The 25,049-nt window shown below is 59.1% G+C and carries 14 protein-coding genes; 6 read left to right on the forward strand and 8 right to left on the reverse strand.

Going from position 1 to position 25,049, the window contains the following annotated elements:
- Positions 1–665: 665 nt before the first annotated feature.
- The 5 genes from K2R93_10955 (at position 666) to K2R93_10975 (ending at position 6,445) form a co-directional block, all read left to right on the forward strand.
- Positions 666–962 (forward strand): hypothetical protein, encoded by a 297-nt coding sequence (locus tag K2R93_10955; GenBank protein ID MBY0490349.1) that lies wholly within the window; start codon positions 666–668, stop codon positions 960–962.
- A gap of 166 nt (positions 963–1,128) precedes the next feature.
- Positions 1,129–2,118, forward strand: a complete 990-nt coding sequence (locus K2R93_10960; GenBank protein ID MBY0490350.1) for a hypothetical protein — start codon at positions 1,129–1,131, stop codon at positions 2,116–2,118.
- A complete protein-coding gene (locus tag K2R93_10965; protein ID MBY0490351.1) occupies positions 2,115–3,089 on the forward strand; it encodes a hypothetical protein in 975 nt (324 codons plus the stop codon). The genes K2R93_10960 and K2R93_10965 overlap by 4 nt, the downstream gene beginning before the upstream one ends.
- Positions 3,090–3,100: 11 nt before the next feature.
- Positions 3,101–4,030 (forward strand): hypothetical protein, encoded by a 930-nt coding sequence (locus tag K2R93_10970; GenBank protein ID MBY0490352.1) that lies wholly within the window; start codon positions 3,101–3,103, stop codon positions 4,028–4,030.
- Between the two features lie 534 nt (positions 4,031–4,564).
- A complete protein-coding gene (locus K2R93_10975) occupies positions 4,565–6,445 on the forward strand; it encodes a DNA2/NAM7 family helicase (GenBank protein ID MBY0490353.1) in 1,881 nt (626 codons plus the stop codon).
- A gap of 98 nt (positions 6,446–6,543) precedes the next feature.
- On the opposite strand, the gene K2R93_10980 is transcribed toward K2R93_10975, so the two are convergent.
- Complete coding sequence (locus tag K2R93_10980) at positions 6,544–6,897, reverse strand: hypothetical protein (protein ID MBY0490354.1); 354 nt, start codon at positions 6,895–6,897, stop codon at positions 6,544–6,546.
- 485 nt (positions 6,898–7,382) lie between these two features.
- Between K2R93_10980 and K2R93_10985 the strand changes: the two genes are divergently transcribed.
- On the forward strand, positions 7,383–9,860 hold the full coding sequence (locus tag K2R93_10985) for a hypothetical protein (GenBank protein ID MBY0490355.1): 2,478 nt from the start codon (positions 7,383–7,385) through the stop codon (positions 9,858–9,860).
- A gap of 981 nt (positions 9,861–10,841) precedes the next feature.
- On the opposite strand, the gene K2R93_10990 is transcribed toward K2R93_10985, so the two are convergent.
- From K2R93_10990 to K2R93_11020, 7 genes are all read right to left on the reverse strand, one after another.
- Entirely contained in the window at positions 10,842–14,111 is a 3,270-nt protein-coding gene (locus K2R93_10990; GenBank protein MBY0490356.1) for a hypothetical protein, read from the reverse strand.
- Positions 14,112–14,118: 7 nt separating this feature from the next.
- On the reverse strand, positions 14,119–15,828 hold the full coding sequence (locus K2R93_10995; protein ID MBY0490357.1) for a hypothetical protein: 1,710 nt from the start codon (positions 15,826–15,828) through the stop codon (positions 14,119–14,121).
- Positions 15,829–17,007, reverse strand: coding sequence for an AAA family ATPase (locus K2R93_11000; GenBank protein MBY0490358.1), 1,179 nt, complete (start codon positions 17,005–17,007; stop codon positions 15,829–15,831). It abuts the gene before it with no gap.
- A 12-nt stretch (positions 17,008–17,019) separates the two neighbouring features.
- Positions 17,020–18,798, reverse strand: coding sequence for a DUF1998 domain-containing protein (locus tag K2R93_11005; GenBank protein MBY0490359.1), 1,779 nt, complete (start codon positions 18,796–18,798; stop codon positions 17,020–17,022).
- Positions 18,795–21,203 carry a hypothetical protein gene (locus tag K2R93_11010; protein MBY0490360.1) on the reverse strand — a complete coding sequence of 803 codons (2,409 nt, stop codon included), beginning with the start codon at positions 21,201–21,203 and terminating at the stop codon, positions 18,795–18,797. The genes K2R93_11005 and K2R93_11010 overlap by 4 nt, the downstream gene beginning before the upstream one ends.
- Positions 21,204–22,151: 948 nt before the next feature.
- Complete coding sequence (locus K2R93_11015; GenBank protein MBY0490361.1) at positions 22,152–23,780, reverse strand: NERD domain-containing protein/DEAD/DEAH box helicase; 1,629 nt, start codon at positions 23,778–23,780, stop codon at positions 22,152–22,154.
- A 91-nt stretch (positions 23,781–23,871) separates the two neighbouring features.
- On the reverse strand, positions 23,872–24,987 hold the full coding sequence (locus tag K2R93_11020; protein MBY0490362.1) for a hypothetical protein: 1,116 nt from the start codon (positions 24,985–24,987) through the stop codon (positions 23,872–23,874).
- Positions 24,988–25,049: the final 62 nt, after the last annotated feature.

Raw genomic sequence — 25,049 nt, forward strand, 5'->3', positions numbered from 1 at the left:
TGACCGATCCCAAGTGCTCAAATACCCATCCACACGCGTGTGGATCGGGCCTCGGGCAGCGGACCTGTCGTCGCTCCGTTTCACTTTGGGGGCCACCCCCGGGATCCGGCCGAGACCTAAGTGCTCAAATACCCATCCACACGCGTGTGGATGGGGCCTCGGGCAGCAGACCTGTCGTCGCTCCGTTTCACCTTGGGGGCCACCTCTGAGATCCGACCGGAGCCCCAACTGCTCAAATACCCATCCACACGCGTGTGGATGGGGGCCTCAGACAGCGGACCTGTCGTCGCTCCATTTCAGTTTTTCCCGCTTCACCCATGCTGAGGGGGACGAGCTGTCCTTTTAGTGCGCCACACGCGAGTGGAGTGCGCGTCGGCGTCGCCCGACCTGTCGTCGCGCCCTTTCACTTACGCTGACCCGAGCAACGGCGTGGCAACCCGAACTTTGGTTTTCTATCGCCGAAAGTACTGATCGGGAATATCCAGCGCCGAGCCTGTCGTCGCTTCTCCTCTGCTAGTACCACCCCGGGAATTGGCAGCGCGATCGCTTCAGTCGATGAGATGCAGCTGCGCGCCGACGCCATATAAACGGGTTGTTGGGAATTTTGCCTGCGTTTTGGCGCGGCCATCCGTATCTTCTCGCGCCCTCAAACCCAAGGAGTGCGCATGGCCCGAATGAAGCGCCGCGTGGCGACCACGCCGCCGACCCCACCCACGCCCACGAGCCTGTTCACCGAGGCGGAGTTCCAGGAACTCCTCACCCTGCCAGAGTGGGAGGAGTCGCGTGAGCTCGCGCTGCTACTGGTGCTGGACGACGAGCTGTGGGCGAAGACGAAGCCTCTCATTCTGCGCCGGATGCTGGTGCGGCTGGAGGGCGAAGTCTTGTGCGAGGAGTCGACCGCGATTCAGCGAGCGATCGACGTGTTCTTCGTGACGAACGGATTGGTGACGAGCCCAGCGTAGTCGCTCGCGCCCCATCGCGTCCCACGACCAGTGCGGACGTGGTGGGGCGGGCGTTGTCGCGGGCGCCAAACCGCTCGCACCCTCATGCATGGGCGATCGGCAGCATCGTGGCGAATCGCTACGGTGCGCTGGTCCACGGCTGTCCCTCGCCACTGGAGGAGTACGCATGCATGCGCCATCGCACGTCAACGATCAGGATATCGCGCTGCTGGTCGCGCAGTGCGAGGCAGGAACACCACACGAGTTCATGGGGGAGTGGCCAGAGGACGTGATCGCGGAGACGGTGCATCGGATCCCCGTGGTGTGTCCCGAACTGGCTACCTACGTGATAGCCTGCGGCTATCCGAAGTACCTGCTACTTCGGCCCGACATTCCGCGGCGATCGATGGATGCGGTCTGGGCGCATTTGATCGGGGACTTCTGCGACGACGCGGAGAGTAGCTGGCAGTGGTCAGGAACGGTCGGACTGCTCCTGCGCGAGGATGCGTGGCGGACCAGTGTGGTGTGCTTTCTGGCCCCGTCATTTCGGGCGATGCGCCGACGCGGCGCGCTCAAGCGCCTCGCCCCGGGGGAGGTGAGTGCGGGCTACGCGGCGACGGCCTTTCTCATCACCGACCCCAGCGAGCCCCTCCGGCGTCGGGCGCGCATGCTGCGAGCCCTCGTGGCCCACACGGCCGACACGTTCTTCTCGCCGTTGTGGCATTTGGCGATCTCGGAGGACGTCCTGCGGGCAGCGTACCGTGACCAGTTCTCCACCTCTCCCTTTGTCGCCGAGGTCCTGCTGAATCACGGGTGTGTGCTGCGGGATGCGCCCTGGTGTGCGGCGTTGACGACCAACGTGAGCCCGTATGTCCTAGCCGAACTTCCCCTGCGGACCCTGGAGGCACTGCCCGCGCCCGACAATGTGGTGCGGGCCATCGCCATCGTGCAGAACCACGTCTTTGCCAGTGCGGAGGCCACGCGGGTGTTCGCCGCGCAGGTGTGCCGGATGGCGCCAAGGCTGCTCCCGATTCTGACGCGGGCCGATGTGCTGCGTTGCGTGGCGGCGACCGATGTCATCGACGTGCGGAGCGCGCTGCTTCGCATGCTGAGTCGCGTCCGCGCCGACGCTGATTCTGTGAACACTTCGAGCGACGTCGCGGGGGAGCGCGCATGAGCCTGCCGCCCGAGGTGCTCGAACAGGAGGTCGCGCGTCTGCTCCATCAGTGTCACTCGGACGTACCGCTTGAGGGCATGTGGTCGTGGCGCCGAGAAATTATCGCTGCGGCCGTGCAGTCCGTGGATCTCGTCACCCCCGCGTTGGCGACGTACGTGGTGAGCCGCGGTTATCCAGAAATCCTCCTAATGCGGGACGATCTCCCGGCGGAGGCGATGGACGCCGTGTGGGCGCTGCTGATGCTCGATCTCCCAAACCAGCATGGCATCTCGGTACGCTGGTTCACAGCCGTCCCCGTCCTCTTGGGCCAGCTGGCGTGGCGCCAGCGCGCGGAACGGTTTCTCAAGCGCTCATTCGCTGTCTTTCGCATCGGCGGGATGCTCGGCGACTTAGCAACCGGTCGCGAGCACGAGGGGTACGCGGCGGCGGCCTATTTGATCATCGACCCCGCTGAACCCCTGCACGTTCGCGCGGAGCTCCTGCGCGAACTCGAGCGGGAGCAGGTCTATACTCCGCTGCGATCGCTGCCGCTCACGGAGGACGTGCTCCGCGCGGCGTACCGGCACGATCCATTCATCGAACCGGCGGCGGCAGACGCACTGCTGGAATATCCGTGCGTCCTGGCCGACGCGGCGTGGTGTGCCGCGTTGATCGAGCACGTGTCTCACCACGTCGTCGCGGATCTGCCGCAGCGGGCGCTTGAGCTGCTGCCGACGCCCCGCAATCGGGAGCGGGCGATCGCCATCCTCCACGACCACGTCCTTGAGGATCCGGCGACGGCGCACGCCTTCGCCCATCACCTGTGGTGGGAGCCGCCTCTGCACGCCGTTGTGACCCGCGCCGACGTGCTGCGATGCCTCGCAGTCGTCGGGAGTGCCGAGGTGCGCGTCGCGCTCCTTCGCGTGCTGAGTACCGTCGGCGCCGACGCGGCCGTGCACCCGCCGTGTGGAGTTGCTGAGGAGAGCGTATGAGCGCGGCTCACGTGGTCCGCGACGAGGACGTGGAGCAACTGCTGCGACAGTGTCACTCGGAGATACCGCTCGATGCCATGTGGACGTGGGGCAGCAACACAATTCTCGAGGCCGTGCGCCGGGTGGATGTCGTTACGCCGGACTTGGCGAGGTACGTGGTGAGCCGCGGGCATTCGGAGCATCTGTTGACGCGGGACGATATCCCGCTGGAATCGATCGATGCCGTGTGGGCGCTGCTGATGATTGATCTGCCCACTCTGCTGGGGCTTGTCATGCGTTGGTTCGCGGCGATTGGCGTGCTGCTCCAAGAACCCAGGTGGCGCGCCCGCGCTGAGCGAGTTCTCGCCCCGTCGTTCGCCGCCGTTCGTGTGGGAGGCGCGCTGGAGCAGCTCCCGACCGGTCGGGAGCGGGAGGGGCTCGCTGCGGCGGTCTTCATCATCACCGATCCCGCTGAGCCGCTACACGTCCGCGCCGAGCTTCTGCGGGAGGTCGAGCGAGAGCAGCTTGGAGCGCCGCTCACGTCTCTGAGTCTTGCGGAGGACGTGCTTCGGGCCGCCTACCGCCATGATCCATTCCTCCACAGCGAGCGCGCCGAGGCGCTCCTGACCCACGCGAGTGTGCTGGCCGATGCCGCCTGGTGCGCGGAGTTGATTCCACTGGCGTCGAACTACGCGGTCGCCAATCTGCCGGTCCGGGCCTTGGAGGTGCTTCCTGCGCCGCAGAACGCTGAATTGGCCAAGGCCCTCCTGCACGAGCATGTGTTCCCCAATGCGGACGCGCTCCGGGAGTTTGCGCACCACCTCTGGCTGACGCCCTCGTTCCTTCAGCCAATTGTGACCCGGGCCGACGTGCTCCGATGCATTGCCCTCGTGCACGACGCCGACATCCGCGCGGGGCTCCTGCGGCTCGTTGCAAGGATCCCCGGCGACGACGGGCTGTAGCGACGCGCGGCGGGCGCGGGCAGGATATCGCCCCGACCGCGGGCGGGTCAATTCGCGCACGCAGACAATCTGGGCATCATGGCACGGCAAATGGCGATCCGTAGCCCGTCGGCAACTCGAAATCCATCGTGAGTCCTCGCGCGCTCCATGGTGCGGCTCGCTCGGAAGCAAACGCTTTGGGCGTCTACGCACCTCCCGGTTCAAGGAGGGGGATCCGAACGCGGCGCGATATCGGCATGCCTACAGAAGACCGATAGGCCCAAGTCACTGAGGCATCGGGTGGGTCGATTGGCTTCGTCACATTCGAGGATCTGAGCCAGCTGGCGCCAACGCCTGGCAAGGTCATCATGGTAGCGTGCCCGCTCCCGGAGGCGTTCGACGAGGGTGGATTCATGAATCATGAAGGAACGGTAAGTCAGCTTGTCACCGCGGCGTCATCAGGAAATTCGCCGCCGCCGCCGGCGTCGCTAAGGTCGCTCCACACCCTTCCCGTGGAGGTCGGCTGTGCCGGCACCGAGTTGCTCGAGCGAGGTAATGAAGGCAACCAAGATGATGGCGGGAGCGATGGCTATCGCCCTATCCCATGAGCTGAAGGCAAAGCGACAAGCTGCTATTCGGTATCCCATCATTCGGGCCCAACACGCGAGTGGAGGAGTTGGGTCAGTCCTGGAGCTTACACTGGACATGCGCCAGCGTAGGCCCCTTCCCAATCACGAGCTCGACCTTGGACGAATTACCCTCCGAGAGAAATGGATCGCGGTAGAGCTCGAGCGCCAAATCAAGGGTGGTGTGCGGGTCATATCCAGCGAACCAGTTGATCCGTGCTCGCTAGTCGGCGCTACCCTGGAGATCGATCAGAGCTGGTTGCTGGAACGACAGATAGCCGTAATGCGTGAGATAGTTGGAGAAATGGATCGACCGCATTCTGATGGCTTCAATTACGAACTGGCGCTACGGGCGCTGAATGACCCATCAGTTTCGGCGGGTTCGCCGCCCTCGGTGAACGTAGATCTTGAGCGTGCTTCCGAGGTGCTGAACGAAGAGCAACTCACGTGTCTGGCGCGCTGCAGCAATGCCGACGTCACGTTGATCTGGGGACCGCCCGGGACGGGAAAATCCACCACCCTGACCGAAATAGCCATATCTCACGCGCTCGCCGGGCAACGCGTGCTGGTCGCTACTCCGAGCAACGCCACCGCTGATCAGATCGCGACACGCTGTATGCGTCGCTACCAAGCCGTCGTGGGGCGAGACTATGATGCACAAGTGATCCGCCTGGGTCCCCGTGACAAAAAGCTGAGCGCCGACGAAAAGGAGCGTTTACTGCCATCGCGCGTGGCGGAGCGGTGGGCCGCGGACTACCTACACCATCTTCGAACCGCTCCGAGCGGAGTGTCCATGGAGCTGGTCAACACAGTGATTCCCATGGACCCAACGCCCGAAATGGTGCGTCAATGGACTTCTGAGGTGGTTGAGCGAGCACAGATCGTAGTTTGTCCCGTAGCGCAGCTCTACCTGAACCGGACGCACTTCCAAGGTGCGTTCGACACGCTTTTGATCGATGAAGCCTCCATGATGCTGCCGCCGACGGTCTGGATTGCAGCCGGCCTGCCTCGTAAGCGGCTGATAATTGCCGGCGACCCGATGCAGCTCGGGGCTCCATTGCAGAAGCCCCTGGGCGAGCTTCGACAAGACGTCTTTCGACGTCATGGCGCAGCAACCGACCGCGGCGACTGCAGTGGACCCACATGGGTCATGTTGACGGAGCAGTATCGAATGGTCCCAGCGATAGCAGACTTCGTGTCCGGCGCATTCTATGAGGGCCGGCTACGTACGGCACCCTCGACTATCCCCCGGCTTCGTCCAATATCCTGGCCGATGGATCCTACGGCTGGATCAATGGTGGTCGTTGACACGTCGTCAATTGGACGGACAATCGACAAGGCATACGGTGGCCATGCAGTGGTGGAGCACGCATCGATAGTAGCCGACATCGTTCGCCAAGTATCGGGCCATCCAAATCAGCAGGCCTCTGGCTCGATCCTCATCCTCTCCGCTTATCGAGCTCAGACACACCTCATCCGATCGCTGCTGGAGCGCAATGTGCCCCCTTCCACGGGCAGCAGCCTAGCGCAGGCCGTCTCGACCATCCATGCCGCTCAGGGAGACGAGGCGGATGTTGTGGTGCTGACGATTGACGACGATCCCGCGAAGCCGGTCTTCTTGGGAAGTGCGGATGGCAAGCGATTGCTGAACGTTGCCCTCTCACGGGCGCGTCGAGGTCTGGTGATTGTAGGCGAAATCAGCCGTCTAAGCCAAAGCACGCATGTCGCGGTTGCGACGCGGCAAGTCCTCCTGTCACTAGCAAACCATTCGTTCGCGCTACCGCCACTGAAGGTTGCGCTGGCGATCTAGCCTCAGCCATCGATGCGGCGAATCATGGCCTCGCCAACCTGCGACCAATTGATAACGACGTGAGTCCGCGCCCTTTTCGTTCTCGAAAATCATGCCCACTAGAGGTCCTCCCTCTCGAAGGTCCTGCCGAGCGAAAAGGCCTCACGGATTATCCCGATGTAGTCGGAAATTCTGGTCCAGCAGATCGCTTGCGGTGACAGAGGAAGAACAATCGTTTGGCTATCAGAAATGCGAAGGTGGAAGTCAACATTCCAACATGATTTTGCAGAGTCAATTGACCGGCGGTTCAGTTGGATGAATGATCCGTAGGGAATCTGGACCCAAAGCTCCTCGAGCTCGAGCGCCAGAAGATCGCAAGCTGCGGGATCTGTAATTGCGGGATCAATGAGCAGTTCAAGCGTCTCTGCCTTGATCGGCTCATCGAGGCGAATCTGGAGAACGGAGTAGTGCATACCCCAGCAAGCCACGTAGGCGGATCTGTTGTCAATGAATTGGGTTGCTATCGACTACCTCGCATGCCAAGCCGTAGAGGTAGTGGCGATGCGATGCTGTGATCACAAAGACCGCGTCAGGCATGTTGTGCCGGGACCGGCGGCGAACGCACGGTAAGTCGTGCGAAGGGGTGCTCGATCAGCCTTACGATTCGGCGCCTCGGCACTCGGCAAGGGTCTGCCTGAATCGCGACCACCTAAAGCGTTTAACGAACCAGCCTTAACCGAGGTGGTCACCGAACGGCGCGGATTACCATCCTGCAAAGTCTCAGGGTGCTGTTCGGAATTGCTGAACTTCCGACCGGTAAGAACAACGACTTAGCATGCCTGCAACCAGCCCGAACCCAAGTGAACTGGTGTGGATTCGTAACTCGAGCACGTCGATGCGGTGTTGCACCGGCGTGTTGTGACCCAGCCGACCATGTCGAGTCTGCGGAGAGCAGCTTATGATTACCTTGTCAGAGGCGACGGCTCGCTTTCGAGCGTTAGCAACCGCTGGCGACATTATCAACCGGAAAACAGGAGCGAAAGGGCCGTTTGCGGCCTCTCGTATCGCTCCGATCCTGTCTAATGTGACCGCCGCGGTTCGATACGCCGCCTACCGCATTCACGGCCGAGAGTTCTCCGACGCCGAGCTTCAGCAAGTGGATCTGGAGCCCCTCTGGTCAGCACTGCCGCAATTTGCCTATGAGGGTGCTCAAGCACCAGGCAACGAGCGCTCAGATCCCGCCAAGGAACGGGCCAACGTACGACTCTTCGTGAGCGCGGTGACAGGTCGTGATATCGAACGTACACCGCAGCCGGTATGTGAAAACCGGGTACCCGAGGATTGGCGCCAACTTTACGAAGCGATAGTCCAAGCCGAGGCAAATGAACAGATCAAGCACGGGACTGCAAAGGGTTATCGACGCGGCATCCTTCGCCTCGCGCAGTTAGCTCTCTTACACGGAGTGACTCGCCCAGAGGATCTGCCGGCCGAGGCGGTGCATATCTATCAATGGGGAGTGCAGTCAGGGTGGCGACGAAAGGAGATTGACCTTGCACTCAGCTCGTACCGACGTGCCGCGGAGCTGATCGGCGCCAACCACCTACCACGCGCCTATGAGTTAGTTCGTCGAGACGGGTTGGGGATCAAGAGCCTGCCGGACTACCCGGAACGACTGCTGGCGGCTGGCTATGTTGGAGATCCACGAACTATTACGACTCTAGACGCAATCAAACTATTGGCACCGCTCTTGGGAACGTCGCTAGAGCGAGTTCTGGATGGCGCACAACATCGTGGACTATCGCCGGGGTGGGTGTCAGCGCGAGTGGACATGGCGAGTTGGGTGGTGGCCACACTGATTCGAGAGCGCGCCGATATTCCAGCCGAACTCACAACGCTTAAATGGATGGATCTATGGCTGCAAACGCGTCCGACTGAGGTCCGCTCTGATGATGAGCGCCGCGCACAACTTGCCGATTATCTCGGATCCGACAGTGCCGGTGATCTGACACTGGAGCATCGCTCCTTGATGCGCCTTCTCCTTGAAGCATCTGCCGCCCGATCGTACGCGAACAGCCCGCTCACGTTGGCGAACCCTGCCCATGAACGTGACGTCGTTCCGGTGTACACCGAAAAGCTCCAGGCGCATCTTGAGTCAGCGTGGATGGTTACCTATGCCTTCTTTGGGGACGTAATTCAGAAGAAGAAGCCCGAGCTCTGGGCACGGGTACGTAATGAGTATGAAGCCATTGTACGGCATATCGGCGAGTACAATCGTCCTCGAGCTCTGACCGGCCGCAAGAATAAGGCCTCCCTGCCCATCTCGTGGCCGCAAATGATGTGCATGGGCCTCCCGTTCCTCATGCAAGAGGCTTACGAGGCGCGCCGGGCCATAAATGAACGACTCTATCGCGTTGGGAACGTCGACTCGCGCGATAGCGGTCGACTAGTAGCCAAGTACTGTGAGGCGCTTCGGCGATGGATGGTGACACTAATCCTCACAGACGACGGACTCCGAATTAAGAACTACGCCGGTGCAATGCTCGGAGAGCAGATCATTCCTACGTGGGAGCGGGACAAGGATGGGCGCATTTGCGGATTGCTCAAGCTATCGACCCGGTGGAGTGGACTCGATCCACAGTCCGTCCGCTTGAAAGTGACCAGCAAGGCCAAGGAGACGAATGAGCGGCGACGGGATATTACCCCGGCATTCCTCGATCCAATTCTCGCCTTTGACTATCTGACTCTGGCGCGACCACGAGCCTTGGCGGACGCCGGCCTGCTCAATTCTGTTGAGGACTATAAACCGGATACCGATTGCTGGTCATTCTTTGTCACGCCGCGTCCGCGAGCAGCCCAAGTGTCAAAGTATGTGGCGCAACAGAACCTTAATGAGTCGGCTTTGGTGATGGCCGCCGAGCCAGCGTCATTCAGCAAACCAGCGCCTCCAGATTGGCGAGGAAACTTTAGCGAAGACATGCTCTCGAACATCTACGGCGAGGCTATGCATCGAGTCTGCACAAAAGTACTGAAGCGCGACCTTCCAACGTACGACTCCCCCGATCTCACCGATCGTTATCGTAGCATATTTTCGGCTCACATTACTCGGACAGAGATCGCCTGCTACTGGGGTGGCATTCGACAGGATTGGACGACAGCGATGTGGCTCACCAACGATGAGGAGCATACGCTTCGCAAGCATTACCATCAGCTACAAGCCGCGTTTGAACGACACCGCAATGCGCGTAGCTGTGAGAATCCGCGATGGTTTGACGCTGTGGTTGATCGGGCGCTCGGCAACTATCCTGAAGACGACTGGATGGCATTCTGGCGATCCTTTGATCCCCATCACCCAGATGCATGCCTCCAGCGAATGCTGGAGAAGACAGAGAGCCGACGACCGACTAACCGCATGAAGAAGGGCAAGGCTAGCCCCTAGACAGGGGCTGGGCGGTGAAGGCAAGGTCGACGAGAGCCTTCATTTACGTCGACTTATCCTCCTATGCCTCGCCCACCTGCTCGCATGTATCGCCGCGAGTTTGAGCAGCTCGCCGGCATCAGTAAGACTCGTTACTTTAGCCTGTTGGGCGACCCGTTACTGAGGCATCGCCTTGATGCTGGCAAGGATGAGAATGGCTGCTTCGTCAATCGACGAAAGGCAGAGCGGTTCATCAAAGAGCTGCTTCAGAAGCGGGAGGCTGCACGGCTTCGTGTGCGTGAGAATCTTGGAGCATATGCGTCGAAAGATGCCCCGCCGCGCGGCCGCCCCTGCCCTACGTGCGGACGTCGAATCACCAGAAAGCGAACTACGTGTCGACATTGCGGCGAATTTGTCGATGCAGTATAGCCGCGCTCTACGCAGCCGACCGGGTGGGAGCGGTCGTAACGTAGCCTCTGCAATACGCCGCTGGGGAGCATGGGAGTCTCTCGTTTGGGGGAATCGTTTGCAACTTAATGTCCGTTTTAAGAAATCGTCCACGACTCTGCGGGTTGCGTGCTCGACCAACGAGTCACACCAAGCCACCACAGTGAGGACGCGTGGGTTTTCCATGCCGCCGGCCCCAAGTTCGCCAGGCCAATCGCGTCAGCCGTTCAAGACAGTTCGCGCGCTCGGACGTCGGCTCCCCCCGAAATGGCGTGATACGTCCATTCAGGTATGGCGCAACTCCAGAATCTAGTCCGGCCTGTGCTTTAGAGGCTTAGCGCCTCTCTGCTGCTCATGAAAGCCTTGCTCCGAGAGGTTCCGCGGGATCGCGTCGCGACTATCGGGTGGAGACGTATTGGATGAACGCGACTATAGCCGGCATAATGATGTGATTGTAATACGAAGGCACTAACCGGGAATTCCATCGGCTCATCCGGGGTATGACGTGCTGGCGATGCTCCCGGCCATAGATGCTTTCAGGCTGAATGCGTATAGTCACGCAATTTCGCAGGTCTCCGCGAGATACAAACGCTGGCGAAGCGCGTATGCCAGCCTTGTTTCCACGTACTCAGGAAATGTCTTGGCGACGGAAGCGAGAAACTCGGCGCACGCTGACGCGCGCTTCGAGAAAAAGCCCAAGTGTACGGCCGCTTCAAACGAGGCCACGTGAAGTGCAGCAACTGCGCCTCCGTCGGGATGGTCGCCACGCCGGAGCCACTCACGGGCTAGCACGCATTCGCGCCGTACGTTTGGTGGCAGTAACTCGAGATCCGCAGGACTGCAGGGCGCATTCCGAGCGAGCGTAATGATCCAGGCATTCTTCTGGGGATCTCCAGAATTCCACCAGCTGCGCACCTCAAGGAGCCCACGTGCGCGTCCGTTTATTGAGAGCACTGATGCCTCGATCCTTCTTAAGCTCCTAAGGACAGAGTTAAGCGACCGAATCGACGCATGTCGCGCTCGCGAACCCAGCAGATCCTCAAACGTAAGGGGAGCATCTGAAAACACTCCCGACATTTCGGCAAAGCGCTCTCGCGACCACGGTGAGCGATCGCTTGAACACTTCAACAGACGTAAGAGCGTCGGCCCTTCGTCTGGCCACTCGCGCAGGTCGCCTCCACCGATCACGTACGCCATCAATCGCGCGCTTGCGCGTACGACCACCGATCTTGATCCGGCTAATGCAACTGCCTCATCTGCCCCTCGCAACCATTGCTCACCGGGGAGTGCCAGCGTTCGTATCAGCGCCTGCGCTGCGCGGCTGTCGCAGCGATCAGAACCGAGTAGCGTCATCGCCGCGCTTACGGCAGCGCCGGGGCTTCGGAGCGTTGGAGTCGGATAATCAGAGCGCACCAATATCCGGAGCAGATGCTCTCGCTCGTCCTCAGGCTCTCCAAAGTCCTCGATTCGCTGTGGCCATGGGATCTCAATATGTGCGGGCGCGGAGCTCTCCAGCTTGTGGAACTCACCATTCGCATCATGGAGCACCAGCTCAACGCTGTATCGACCAGGCAGCAGGCGCGTGCAAGCGACGTTACCCTCAGCGCCCTGCTCGTGCAAGTACTCAATGACCGGACGGGTCCAAGGACGGTCCAATGAGGCGATTTGGAGTGCTCGGCCTGCAAGCCTTCGGCTATCCGAGAGTCGAAAATGAAGCCATCGGTCCGTGGGGGTACCGGAAAGAGTTACCGCTTCGAGAGTCACTGAAATTGACTCCTCGAAGCGAGCTAGCAGTGACGAACGTTCTCGCCAATGGAGAATCACATCGAAGTACAGATTCTCATCGGAGATCGCATCAGCGATGACACTGGAGAGGTCAACGCAGGTGATCGGCCCCGACTTGACCTGAAACTTGCTTGAACCGCCGCCATTCCCCTGAACCAACTCGATCTCAGCCGCGCTATTGAACTCAGATAAGTCCAAGATTAGCTGAACATTCGGAACTGTCTTTGCAGAATACGTAGCTGTGATGGCGGTGCTGTCGAATTGCGAGAATCTGGACTCGCTCACGATTCGCCAGCGAACGATCGGCAGTCGCAGCTGTACTGAGAGGTATTCGCCGCCCGAACCGACCGTGAATGTCTGGCGCGCGTTGTCAGCACTTATGCTCAGCGGCCATTCTCTAGAGAATCCATCCATCACCCAACACCCTGGCCCGATCTCAATGCGCACGTCGGTGCTCTCCCCGGGCATCAAGGCATGTGAAGGCCCTAAAACCTGAATTCGGGGAGCAATGGCGCACGTGTACCTGATGCTCTCCCCCATAGGTCCAAGCATCCGGAGCGTCAGCGCCGGCATGAACTTCCCGCCGAGTAAACTGGCGATTTGTCTTGAGAAGGCATCGGGTGTAGCGGCCGGCTGTAGGGACGCGATTACGCCCGTGCCTTGCCTCACCACAATACGCCACAGCGACTCAGCACCATCCTCCCACGGGACAGCGCGGAATATCGGCGGACCGTCCAGTATCGGATGGCCCTCTGCAGTCGAGACGAAAGGCACTTCGTTTTCAACATTGAGCGCCCTTCTTGACTGCCTACCGAGGTTAATCCGAAATCGATCGAGCCCCAAGGCACCGGTTAACGTCGCGCTCCCGCCGAGTTCCAAATGGTGAACCGTCCACCCGTCCCATCCTTTTGAGCGAAGCTCATAATGCTGAACTACACGTACCTCGTCATCGCTAGACTCCAGCAACGTTGGCGCAAGCACGACAACACTCGAAACAGGGCAGAACCTACCGTCATTAATCTGCTCGCCATTGTCCAAGCGGAACACCAGAAACGGTCGCTCCTCCGTGACGCCCGCAACACCCGAGTGATGCATGCTCCCGTCATCCGCGCTCATATAAGTAACGCGCCAACGCGGCGCGGGCTGGATAAGGAGGGCTGCATCCGCTCCGCCGGTTACCGTGACCTGCGTGGATGTTCTTCCGGAGTTCTGGTGAATAACCTCTACCGGTGAGTACCTCTCGTTCGAGGGGATTTGCAGTTCCGGACCCGACAGCGCTTCATACCTGAACAAGAGGCGGGGACGCGGACACATTCGAAGTACGCGCGTGCCGCTGTCCAGACTTGCTTGAAGGCGTCGGTACTCCTGTACCACGTACGACGGAAGGCCGACCTCTGCCGCCAGATCAGCGCTCGCCAATGCACCGTCTGCGGCCTCTGGCAATTCCAGAACGCGCTCGAGAAAGTCCGCACCGATACTCCCGGAGGAGCACAGAAAGCGCACTATCGGGCGATCGAGCTGCACTCCGAGTTGTGCCCCGTCGCGAAGAAGGTCGATAATCTCCTGTTCGTCCCCAAACCCACGTGCTCGCGCCTGATGCACTAGGCGAAAGAGATCGCCTAGGCAGTAGACCGGCACCCCACCGTGCGCAAGGACGCGTGAAACATAGCGAGACGCGGACTGCTCATCGAACGCGCGAAAGGTCTCTAGTCCTAAGCTTGCAATTGCGAATTCAAATGCTTTGCCGACTTCCCATCCACCACTATGCGGCAGTCTAATCCGGCCCCACAGGTCACCCTCATGGTATTCAAAGACTCCCTCCGCCGCGATTGCGACAGAAAGGAGCGCAGGATAGTGGGAGGCGAGCAACATGTAGTTGGCTCCGCACTCATGCTCGATGACGCCAAGCACGCGCTCAAGCACAGCATCACGAAATGACTTGTCGATCCCTATTTCGAAAATGAGCCGACGACCGGCAAGAGCATTGCGCAATTCGGTCTCAGCATTTGCTGCTGAATCTGCAAGCGTAATCTCAGCCATATGAGCTTTACTCTTTACGCTCGCTCTCAACCTTGGTTTGGGTGTTCCGCTTCACTCGCTTATTTGCTGGCGCGCGGTTGGCAGTGGATTGCGTTGACCAGAACTCGAGTAGCCGTTCAACCCCTGCCTGGAGAGATGCGCTGGTGATCGCGTCGGAGAGGAAAAGCGATACAGAAATACCTGCCGAATCAGCGCTGAGATCGTACACAAGACCAGCGCGACCGATGGCTTCTGAGATCTGCATCCTAGCGGACGCTGTCTTCGGCGACGCGATGGATAGCGTCAGCCGCACGAGATCTTGAGATGGGAACAGGAACGCCGGCGCGACCATTTGCGCAGCGAGCGTAATCGAGTTCCCATTGCGTTCGACCAAAATGGCGGGACCGTTGTCAGAGGCACCGATCTGCAGCCCGGCCTCGTTCGCGGCAACCGCGAATCGCTCATACCACTTCGGCATCCCGACTTCTGAGCGCCTAACCACGCGACCGAAAAGACTGAGTGCTCTAAAGGCAGTGCCATTCTCATATAGAGTTGATGCTCCACTCTCGACTCGAGCGCCATACCCAATCGCCTCGGCAAGCTGCCCTAGACCCCAAAGTCGTTCCTTCGTACTGGCCTTTATGTCCCTTGGCAGAGCAAAGATCCCCTCTAGATAGCCAGCCAAGAACATTGCGAATGTCGCAACATGACTCCCTACGCGTCCTCCACGAACCGCCGTCGCGGCAAGCTTCTCGACTGATGGCGAGCGCAGGAACGCCGTCACCCCACGTAGAACAATAGCACCGCCATCCTGCAAGAGCTCTCGATTACCACCAGGATGCAATGACACCAGTGGCTTAGCGGCGGCAATAAACCGATCCAAGCCGGCAAGGTCGGCTAACCGCCCCGTCGAGTGCACATCCGCATAGATCGCATCCAAGAACTGAATGGGCTCAAAACCTGTTTGGGCCGAAATTGAGCCTAGTCTCCGAAGAACAGCGACCAAAACCTCACTTGAGAGCTCGTCAACGGATTCAACGCTGAGGGAACTGCCGAGCGCCAGCCCGAGCATGATGTCTGCATCCTGTCCTCCCACGGAGGCACCGAGAGCGTTCCAGACATCCTCCGCACGCTCGCGAGACAGAAGGCCAGCGTCGATCGCTGCGAGAATTCCTGCGACTGCCCCAGCGCATTTTTCGGGTCTACGATCGACCGCCGCTTCACGTGGGGTGCTTAGGATCTCATAGTTCGCCTGCGCAGCACTCACACTTGAAAACAAATGCGGCTCAACGCGAAACTCGACTCCGTCCAGTACCACATCCGGAAATTCACTAATACGCGCGATAAGCTGGTCACGATACTGTCGCGATCTCACCGAGACAGCAGAGATCTTACTCAACGGTATTGGCAAACGGACCGCGCCGGCATTAACCGAATCCCGGCCTAAGCTTGTTACGTCAATGGTAAAGACAAATAGCTCACCGCTGTCACTCACGATCCCGCGTGACTCTGCTAGCTGAGCGGCAGGAACTCCGTCTATCCAGCAGGGAATGTCCGCCCCAGGACGCCAAACGTTTAGCGACGGCATGATCGCGCCGCCGCTTAAGGCGAGAAGCGCCTCAGTTTCGGGCAGGCAAACGAAGACGTGCAACACCTCCGTTCGCTTCGAAGCGTTGCGGGGCCGCCTCTTGGCCTTGGGAGCCTCCGAGTTGCCTACGGCAGCTTTCGATTCTTTCACCTATCTCTCCAAGACCTCGTAGAGCGCCTCGGCAGGCGCTGGTAAGTGCCGTCGGACCATATCAGGATCGGAAACGAAGCAGAGCTGCAGGTACTCGCGTGCTCGCGAACATGAAACATACATGTTCATCTTGAACTGTTGTTCTCCTGAGCCCTCCGCAGAGGCCAACAAAAATGGGTCGACCACTACTACCGCATCGAATTCAAGTCCCTTTACGCTCGGCCTAGAGAGCACCGTCACCGTATTAGAGTAGTCAAACTTCAGGTCCGACGCCTTCAACGACTCGTCCTTGTAGGAGTACGACTGCACCACGACATCGTCGTCACTGGCATAGCGCTCCTGAAGCTGGCTGTAGATGTACTTTCTAGTTCGGTCCTTGGGACATACGATTCCGACGTCCCAATTACGGTCGCGCGCCTCCTCGATCAATTCAATGATCGATTCGAGCATGGCTGGCTGTCCTCGATGAAACGAGACCACCGGCTTGGGTCCCTCGCGACTAGGTGCGCGTGGAATTCCGCTCCTTAGGCCGCAGTAGTAGTGCGCGGCGAACCTGGCGATCTGCTTCGTATTGCGATAGTTCCTGCTCAACTCAAACACTCGCTTCTCACCTAATAGCGCTAGAGCTTGCCGAATATCTGCTATCGTCGAGTTCTGCTCGGTCAGCCGCTGGTTTTCGTCCGCGAAAACGGATAGCGCCGGCGCACTTGCATCAGACCACACGAGCCGAAGGAGCATCGCGAGCGTGCCATACATCGCTGGAGGAAAATCCTGCCCCTCGTCGACAATGAGATGTCCCCAGTTTGCCCGTTCCGCCCTGCCGCCAGCCGCTACGCGCTGGACCGACGCGGCAATCGCCCCCCAGTCATGAACATGTGGGGCAATCATTGGCGGGCTGCCTGCGCCCATTCGCCTAAACCACCGCGTGGCCCAAGAGTGCATCGTAGAGACGTCGATGTCCTTGGCATGGCTATTATTCGCGCCGGCGTAATTTGCGAGCACGGAGCTGAACATGATCAGGGACGGCGACTGCCCAAGTTTCCTTAGGTACGTGGCACGATGAAACGCCATCACAGTCTTGCCGGTACCCGGGGGGCCGACCACAAGGATGGAGCCATCGGGCGGGGCTCCCTGATAGATCGATCGCTGTTCATCGTCGAGATCAGCAAACCTCGGCATCTTCACAAGTCATTACTCCGGAAGCGGGGGAACGGGGAGCAACCCCGAATCCATTCGACCATCTTCGACACTTAAAAGGAAGTGTCGATCGAGCAACTGATTATGAAACGTGCAGCTTGTCTCTGAAATGAGGGAGCAGGCATGACACGCCGACCCGTTCATCCCTCGCACGCCCTGAGAGCGCGTTTCTGCGCATACCGGATCCGCGGAACACCATGCAGCGTCGTTCAGAGCGGCTTCAAGAGTTCTGCCCAGAGTCGCCGGTTCACCCATACGAACCAGTCCACCTAGCGAACCCTCAGAGTCCGCGTCTGCCGTGTAGATGAGGAGTCCGGCCATGCCATCGCCGGCGTAGACTCTCTCGCGCAACGCTGTCGAAGAATAGCCGGCGTCAAATGCCAGACGCCTTATAAGCGCATGGCTGAGGGTATGCACAGCCAAAAACCGTGCGGTTACCGTGGCGGGGGATCGACCACTTCCTTGGTGAAGCTGCGCTAGCCTTTGAAGTCTCGCGAGCAGCGAAGGCGAAAGGCTGTTCTCCCATCGGGATACATACTCCTCTGAAAGTCGAATGAAGACTCCTTCGCCCCACACCTCTACACCGGGCAGCCAGTGATTCTCGATAGCAGAGTGAAGCGGCTGCCGAAGCCCTCCATCTGACACTCGTCGAAAGGAGAGCAATGCGCGTACTTCGCGAAGCCGAGGCAGTAGACTGATGCTCTCAACTGCGTCTTTGAGCTGTAGCGACCAGTCTTCGTGCGGCGGGCGCACCCTGATTATCAGTGATGGGTGCTCAAGGTCGCTCCTGCGGGAGAGCACTGGCCACTCTCGACGAAGTATCTCCTCTTGAGTCGCACCCGATAGATCATGGTCATTCGCCTCGACGTTTGGCTTACCCTCCAACTCGAGGATAAAGGCCTCTTCAATCTCCGCAAGCGATACTCCACGTTCTTGCGCAAGGTCGCTGAGTAACTGCCTCCAGGCTTGTGCCACGTCCTTTGGCGCAAAAGCTTGAGCCATAGTGCGCGCTGGAGCCCATGTCGGCTTCGCCAACTGTTCTGCCAGAAAGGCTCGCAATCCGCCCGTCGGCATCGCACCATCAACAACTATGTCGATAGCAGAGAGCTGATCGGGAAAGTAGAGATTGGAATCACCGCGCCGATGACCGAACGGCTGCTTATCACAAGGATCGCCGTCTTGACTCATCCACGGCTGGCGTCCACGACACTTACCAGGCAATGGACGGGTGGTGAGACCCTCAAGGGTATTTCGTGCTCCGCATTCGCATTCGATGCGAAGCGTCTCCCAGTCACCGCCGCGCGCTCCGGTTGTCTTGAAATGCATTCGGGCAGCTCCCGGCGCGCACTGTCCGCTTGATGCAACATGGTTGTTCCGATGAGCCCAACGAAACCAATCGATCTCGTCGAGATGACCGTCTTCACAGGCCTGAACGAAGCCCATTGGCGTTAACTCCGCCTTTTTGCACTCAGCACATCTCGGGGTGGTGAAGCCCTTCGTTATCAGCTCCGCTTCCTTGTCCGGCGTAAGCTTGACCATGATTCTGCACAACGGGCAGAACAACCAACGCGGAAACCGGACAAACGGTGCGCTCGCGAAGGGCGTTCGAATCTCTCGTCGCGTAATTCGCTGAAGTTCGGATTCGGGCAGAGCGAGCGTATCCGCGGGTGCCCAACGCGATAGATCCGCACACACAAAGCTATCCTGACCAACTTCGACGATAGCGCCTACCCCAAATGGGGTGACGAGCTGTCCACGGCGAACTCCGCTCATCGGGTGGATCCAGGTCGCACGATTCGGACGCTAACCTCACTGTCTACATGTCGCATCGTCTGCATCGTTTTCAGGCCCGACTGATCAGCTCCTCCATACGTGCTCAGAAGGGTCTCGTATTGGGCGCCAGCAACGCCGCGGTGATAGAGGAGGTTGTGCTGCTGATGATCCCGCCAATAATCAACAATTCCTTTCAGCTCTGATTGGACTCGTTGCGCGCTCTGCGGCTCTGCAGCAGCCACTCGCTCTGCGAGAGACACCACTAGCTGCTGCACCTCGTCGCCATCGAGGTCGACGAGGGGCGCGGCCTGATTACTTCCCCAGACGGTTGTATTGCGGATTACAGCGACTAGCGAGGCATGCAGCGTTCGACTAAGAGCAGGAGGAGCCAAGGGGGTTACGCTCGTCGGCTCCACGAATCGATATAGGTTCTCGTGGAAGGCTTTGAAGTCTTCATAGTGGGATCGATCACGCGACTTCATCGCACTGAAGACGGTTACCACGAGGCCTTGGACATCACCACGCCCGACCCTGCTCGTAGCTTGGATGTACTCTGCGGCGAGCTTGGGCTGCCCATTTACCAGCATCAGTCCTAATCGATCGATATCTATGCCGACCGACATAATGCTTGTACAAGGGACGATGTCTAAGCACGGTTCACCTGACTGCAAAGATGTCTCGAGTCGACGTATCGCATTGTCGAGCGTCGTCGACATGGTTGCACTCAGTTGCATAACACCTTGCCCACCAAATTCACGGGCGCCTGTTGGCGCGCTCGCGATGACCTGAACACGAGCAGGAATCTCGTCGCGGGCGGCGGTCATCGTTCGCCCGAGTTCGCGCCGGCTATTGTGATATGCAACTAAAGTCCAGAATGCATCACGTTCATCGTCAGTGAGGGAGTTCGATTCCTGCACGGCCTGCAAGAGCGCCGCCGAGGTCCAGACAAGACCCATCAGCGCTCTGGTGTAGCCCTGCCCCATCACTCCGACGTATCTGCGGGTCCGTTCGTAGTCACTCCGGAAGAAGAACGCGTCATCCCACCTCCTAATTGGCGCAGGGAACACGTAAGAGGGCCTTGCGTACAGCCCGCGTACTTGCTCGGAGGCATTCTTGATTGTGGCAGTCGAGCAAATGATCTTCGGAACACTGCCGCCACTCCGCACGATGATTTGCTCGATTGCAGCTTCATAGGCCGAGTCCAGAGTACCGAGCGGCCCGGCAATCAAGTGCAATTCGTCTTGGATTAGGAGGCTAGGCGGAGTGGAGCGACCGTCGACGCCAGAGAAGAACACTCGCGCGCTCTCTCGCCATGTAAGCTGCGCAAACTTGTCGACGGTTCCGATCAGCATGCTCGGCGGATGCCGATACAGAGATTCGTCGACCAAATCGACTGGAAGTTGCTCGTGAAACTCGCATCGACTATTTGGGCAGAAGAGTCGGAACTCTTGCTCGGTAGCGACAACTCCCCACTTCTTCGAGTCGTCTGGAAACAGGTCTGCCGCGCAGCGAGGGCAACGTGACAGGAGGAATGGATTTTTTCGATCTCCCACTCCGCTGCGGAAGTCCTCGAGCTTCTCGTGCGCCTCCACGTAGGTGTTTGGCGTGAGGCCTTTGTCTCTGCCACCAACCCAAAGCCCCAGGCGAAATGACCGATCTCCGAGCAATCGGGGATCGGCCCGCCTGAGGCGCTCTAATGCCACGAATAGCGCGGACGTTCTTTGGAACTGCTGTGCGGTGAGCATCCTCAAGGTGTAACGACTGAGGATTGCAGTGGCACCTTCGCTAACGTGATCGTGCAGCCTTCGACGTATTAATTCAAATGCCGCAAGCAGTAAGTAGGCCTCCGTCTTTCCGCCGCCAGTCGGAAACCATATCACGTCTGCGGTAAGCCGCTCTGGTGCCTCCTCATTACACAGTCCCTCCAGCACTCCGAGAAAGAACGCTATCTGGAATGGACGCCACACTCTTCCTTCGTAGTGAGCAAGCTCTGGAGGGGTCGGATCGATTAAATGCTGGTTCTTTCGAGCAACTTCCTTGAGATAGGAGGTGAGAACCATCTGCTCACCCATCGCAGTATTCGCCATTCCGAATGCCCGGCGTGCGATCGCGTCTGACTCAAGGCGGCGCACGCCCTGACGCATTCTCTTTGCCCACCCCCCAGCGCGAGACGCGAGCTCGACCGCTACCTGCTCGTGTAACATCCCGGCTTCAGCACGTTGCTGTTCGATCCATTCTTCATATGCTTCAACGAATCGACCGAGAACTCGCGCCAGCTGGTCAGGCTGGTCGACCTGCTCCGAGAGCCACTTTACAGACAGTGCCGATGGGTCGATAGCCGCGGACGCTGGCAGCGTGAATGTTGCGAGTGGTACGTCAGTCGAGGGGAGGAAGTTGATCGACACCTCGGTACAGCGCCCCCCCTCTAGCTTCCAGTCGCCCGAGACCCCATGGCCACGTGCGAATGGAACGGACGCGCGATAGAGAAACTGCTCCTCTCGCAGAGCGTCTGAAGCCTTAGCCGGCAGCGGATACGGGTGCACGGTACCCGAGCTCGGGCTACACGAGAGAGCAACCTGAAACAGCGCGCGCTCCGTGTCCAACGCCGATCGCTGCCGTTGCTGATTGACTAGAGAGACCGTAACGAGCCGCTTGTCTCGGAGTGTGCGCCACCGCGACGTGACCACAGCGCGCCCATCAAAGATCACTGCGGTTGGGCTTCCTTGCGACAATTCGACAACATGGCCACTTCCATCCGCCAGCGGGATCCGTTGCCATCTCTCCTGCGACCGGCCCCTTGCGGGCTCTGGACTCTCTGCGGGGATCTGCTCATATCGTGCGCCGTTGACTGTGCACGAGACTGTAACACCTGCATCGACTACGAAACTGATACCGACGGCGCTAGGCAGCGTCTCGTCCGCAAGAGATAACCAGTCGTCTGCGCCACCGTCGTCTTCCTTCCTTCCCGTTGCCTGCGGCGACGGAAGATCAACGCCGGCGGCGACTTGATCAGCGGCTCCATCTATAGAACCGCCTTGCCCGAAAAGAATCCCCATCATGTACTGTAGCCAGATGCGTCCCTCGACGACCTCCGTCGCTCCCGAGCGCGGCCCAACAAGCCGACTCGAGAGAAATGAGACAATAGAAGCGCGTCCGTCAGATGCGGTCATAAGGGCCCCGGAGGCAAGCAGCAAACATAGAGCGGATTTGAGCCAGCGTTCAGGCAGGGTGTGCCCGAGCGTTAACAATTAGCTCGATTGTACGCGGAAGACAGTCATCAGTCAAACGCGCACCCACACCACGGGTTTACGATCGCGCAGGCCTTGAGGCAAGACTAATTGAGTAATGGCTCTCTAGGACACGCCTGATACGGCAAGCGCCAGCATTCGCGTTTTTATACCGGTAGTACAGGCGATCACACCTGCAAACGTTGCACGCGTGACTGCGAGATATGCCAGTCCACGCAACTCTTCGTCAGACAAAACATCATCCAATCCGAAAATCTGTACGTACTCACTCTCGAGACCTCTGAACTCATCGATCGCGGCAAGGGCAACCGATCGCCCACGCTTCGCCATCGCGAAGGAAGAGCCCCAAGGAGCCGGTTCGAGAGCAGCCTTGCGTGAACATGCAATCGCGTCGCTCCTTCCCGCTTCACTAGCGTATAGCAGTACAATCTCGTCCGGAGGCGTCTCAGCGATTATCCAGCTTGATAGCTGCGCGGCAGCGGCGGCGGCTACATCAGACCTTCGATGAGCGACTGCCCATCCTAGCTGCGGACCAGCTCCGCGCACCCTCGCAGTGCCGATGCGAATCCCAGACAGGGTTTCCGCAGCAGCCAAGAGCTGAGGAGTGTTTCGGCAGTTCTGAAATATTTGTTGCGGCAATGCCCATCGACGGAGCTCATCTAGAACCGACTTATCAACGGGCGCCTTGATTGATATTTGACTCTTATAGTCGCCAAACCAGCACCAGCGTCCGGAGGACAGTCCACCCGCAACGCACGTATCGAGCGCTAGGGCGTAATCAACGTTGGTGATCTGCTGCCCCTCATCGACAACCAGAACATCTGCGATCGGCTTTCCCTTCCGGTCAATGAGTGAGCTCGCGGCCACAACCTCAACGTTCTCAGGTAGTCCAGCCGTCACGCTTAGGTATTGAGCAAGGGCTTCCGCGCCGCACACGAAGAGCACCCTGCGCCCACAAGTGGCTTCGCGGCGCGCGAACTCGATGGCAAGAAAGGTCTTTCCGCACCCGGCACCTCCGGTGACGAGGAGTCGAGGCTCAGTGCTTAGCTGATCGAGAAGCTCGTACTGTTCCTCCGTGAGCTGAACACGCTCTTCGCGCGTCGCTCGCAAACGAAGCGAAAGAGGAACTGCGCGGTCGAACTCAGGCCGAAGTCGGCGCACTACGCTTTGAATTGTCGTACTGCTCCAGTCGCCCTTGGCGCTACTGTGCTTCTGCCAGTAACGCACCACACGATTCAGAAATGCCACCAGCGATCGAGAATTCTCGAGGTCCTCACAGCTGCCCGTGAGCTCTGCCGGCATCTCTGGACCACCGACAATTCCTTCTAGATCCTTTCGACGCATGCTCGCAAGGATGACGCAAAAACCACCAAGCACAGGCTTGGATAGTCCAAGCGACGCGTCTCGTGCCAGGAGTCCCTCGAGAGCAAAGAACCCACCGCTTGCCTGAGCAAACGGACTTTCCTTGCGACGTATAGTTCCTCGGTCTGAGCGATATTGCCATTCTCCGTCGTGACACGAGACCGCGCCTCCTTTGACTTCAATGGCAATCAGCCCAAACGGGCTGAGCACCACAAAGTCGATCTCTCCCCATCTCTTGCGCTCATTCTCGGACAGGTTGACGGACGACAGCGCGACTGTGTCTTTTGCCCAATCGGTCGCCTGCAGCAGTTGAAACACGTGCTGCTCGGTCCAGGTGAGTCCTACACTTGGAGAGGTGGGGATAATCTTCACGGGTCAGGCGCTTGGAGATTCGTTTGCACGAAGGCGGCGAAGTAGCCGTATCCCGGACTGCCAGGATCCCACATTCGCTTTCGTTCGACTTTCAGTCGGCTGAGAAGAGATCCGTCGCCTTTGAGAGCATTGTTTTCGCCTCGGCCGGCCTCGATTTCTTTCTTGCCCCCCCACGCATCGCACCGGTGCCGCCCGCCGCCTGAGCGGCGCGGCGCTGTTCTCGTAAAGCCTTAGCCCTGTTGCGAAGCTCAATGATCTCCGCCTCATGCGCGCGGATACGATTCATCGACTCCGGAGATAGACTCGCCAGCCTGAAGGCACGATGCCGATCAGTACGCAGGTTGGCAGCTTCAGCTGCAAGCGCTTCGCGCAGCCCAGTACCTGCGCGTGCACCGATGCCATTCTTGCTAAAAAATTCGCTCAGCTGTAGCGCGACGCCGCTCTCGCTCGCTTTACCCCAGTAGTTCCCGCCCGTAACCCGAGAGGCTCGAAGGCATTCTAGTCGCTTGGGATTGTACTTGGTTTTGTTTGTGGGCACCGTCGCGAAAGCGTAGCTAAATCGCTTGAATGACTGAGGATGGTACCCCTTCACTCCCACCGAGACAGACAGGTCTGGCACCTTGGAGTGATAGACGATGTCCCAGAGCATTGGGATTTGCGCATTCTCGTTCCAGTTGGTCTTACACTGAATCACCGCTAAAGACGTCTTTGAGATCAACTGAGAACACGCAAAATCAAGTTGAGCATCAAGCGAGGACGAGACTGTCAGCGCGTTATTGAGCACCTCGTGCCCATCAGGAAACGAGACTGCAACTAGATCAGACTCTGAGTTTGCCGTTACTGATTCATAAATGATCGTAACGGCGTTCTGAATGGACTTAGGCGCCATCGCCCGCTTGAAGACAACAGCGTCCGATCCGATCAACGCCAGGTTCAGGTACCAGCAGACGAGCGACTCCCAGTTGTTTCCTGCATTCGCAACGGCGTCTTGACCGCGCTCGCCGGCCCTTCGACTCAGAAAAACGTCGCGTAGGTGGCCGCTCAACGCGAAAACGCTGTCAGCAGTCGGAGTATCGCCCAGCTCATGATTGATTTTCGGGGCCCAATCCAACCAGGCAAATTCAAAGTCAGATGGAGTTCCCTTCTTCGAACGCGCAAAGAGGGCGTCGATTACCCAAGCTCGAGCGTTTTCACAGAGAATGGACATTCGCCTGAACCTAGTTGATGCGGTTTGGGATCTCGCGCGGAGCGAAAGAGAGAAACTTCCAA

Source organism: Gemmatimonadaceae bacterium, from assembly GCA_019752115.1.
In the GTDB taxonomy this organism is placed as follows: domain Bacteria; phylum Gemmatimonadota; class Gemmatimonadetes; order Gemmatimonadales; family Gemmatimonadaceae; genus Gemmatimonas.

Excerpts from the sequence above, each read along its gene's own strand:
- K2R93_10955 (MBY0490349.1), top strand. The coding sequence starts at position 666 with ATGGCCCGAATGAAGCGCCGCGTGGCGACCACGCCGCCGACCCCACCC.
- K2R93_10960 (MBY0490350.1), top strand. The coding sequence starts at position 1,129 with ATGCATGCGCCATCGCACGTCAACGATCAGGATATCGCGCTGCTGGTC.
- K2R93_10965 (MBY0490351.1), top strand. The coding sequence starts at position 2,115 with ATGAGCCTGCCGCCCGAGGTGCTCGAACAGGAGGTCGCGCGTCTGCTC.
- K2R93_10975 (MBY0490353.1), top strand. The coding sequence starts at position 4,565 with ATGAAGGCAACCAAGATGATGGCGGGAGCGATGGCTATCGCCCTATCC.
- K2R93_10980 (MBY0490354.1), bottom strand. The coding sequence starts at position 6,897 with ATGCACTACTCCGTTCTCCAGATTCGCCTCGATGAGCCGATCAAGGCA.
- K2R93_10985 (MBY0490355.1), top strand. The coding sequence starts at position 7,383 with ATGATTACCTTGTCAGAGGCGACGGCTCGCTTTCGAGCGTTAGCAACC.
- K2R93_10990 (MBY0490356.1), bottom strand. The coding sequence starts at position 14,111 with ATGGCTGAGATTACGCTTGCAGATTCAGCAGCAAATGCTGAGACCGAA.
- K2R93_11000 (MBY0490358.1), bottom strand. The coding sequence starts at position 17,007 with ATGCCGAGGTTTGCTGATCTCGACGATGAACAGCGATCGATCTATCAG.
- K2R93_11005 (MBY0490359.1), bottom strand. The coding sequence starts at position 18,798 with ATGAGCGGAGTTCGCCGTGGACAGCTCGTCACCCCATTTGGGGTAGGC.
- K2R93_11020 (MBY0490362.1), bottom strand. The coding sequence starts at position 24,987 with ATGTCCATTCTCTGTGAAAACGCTCGAGCTTGGGTAATCGACGCCCTC.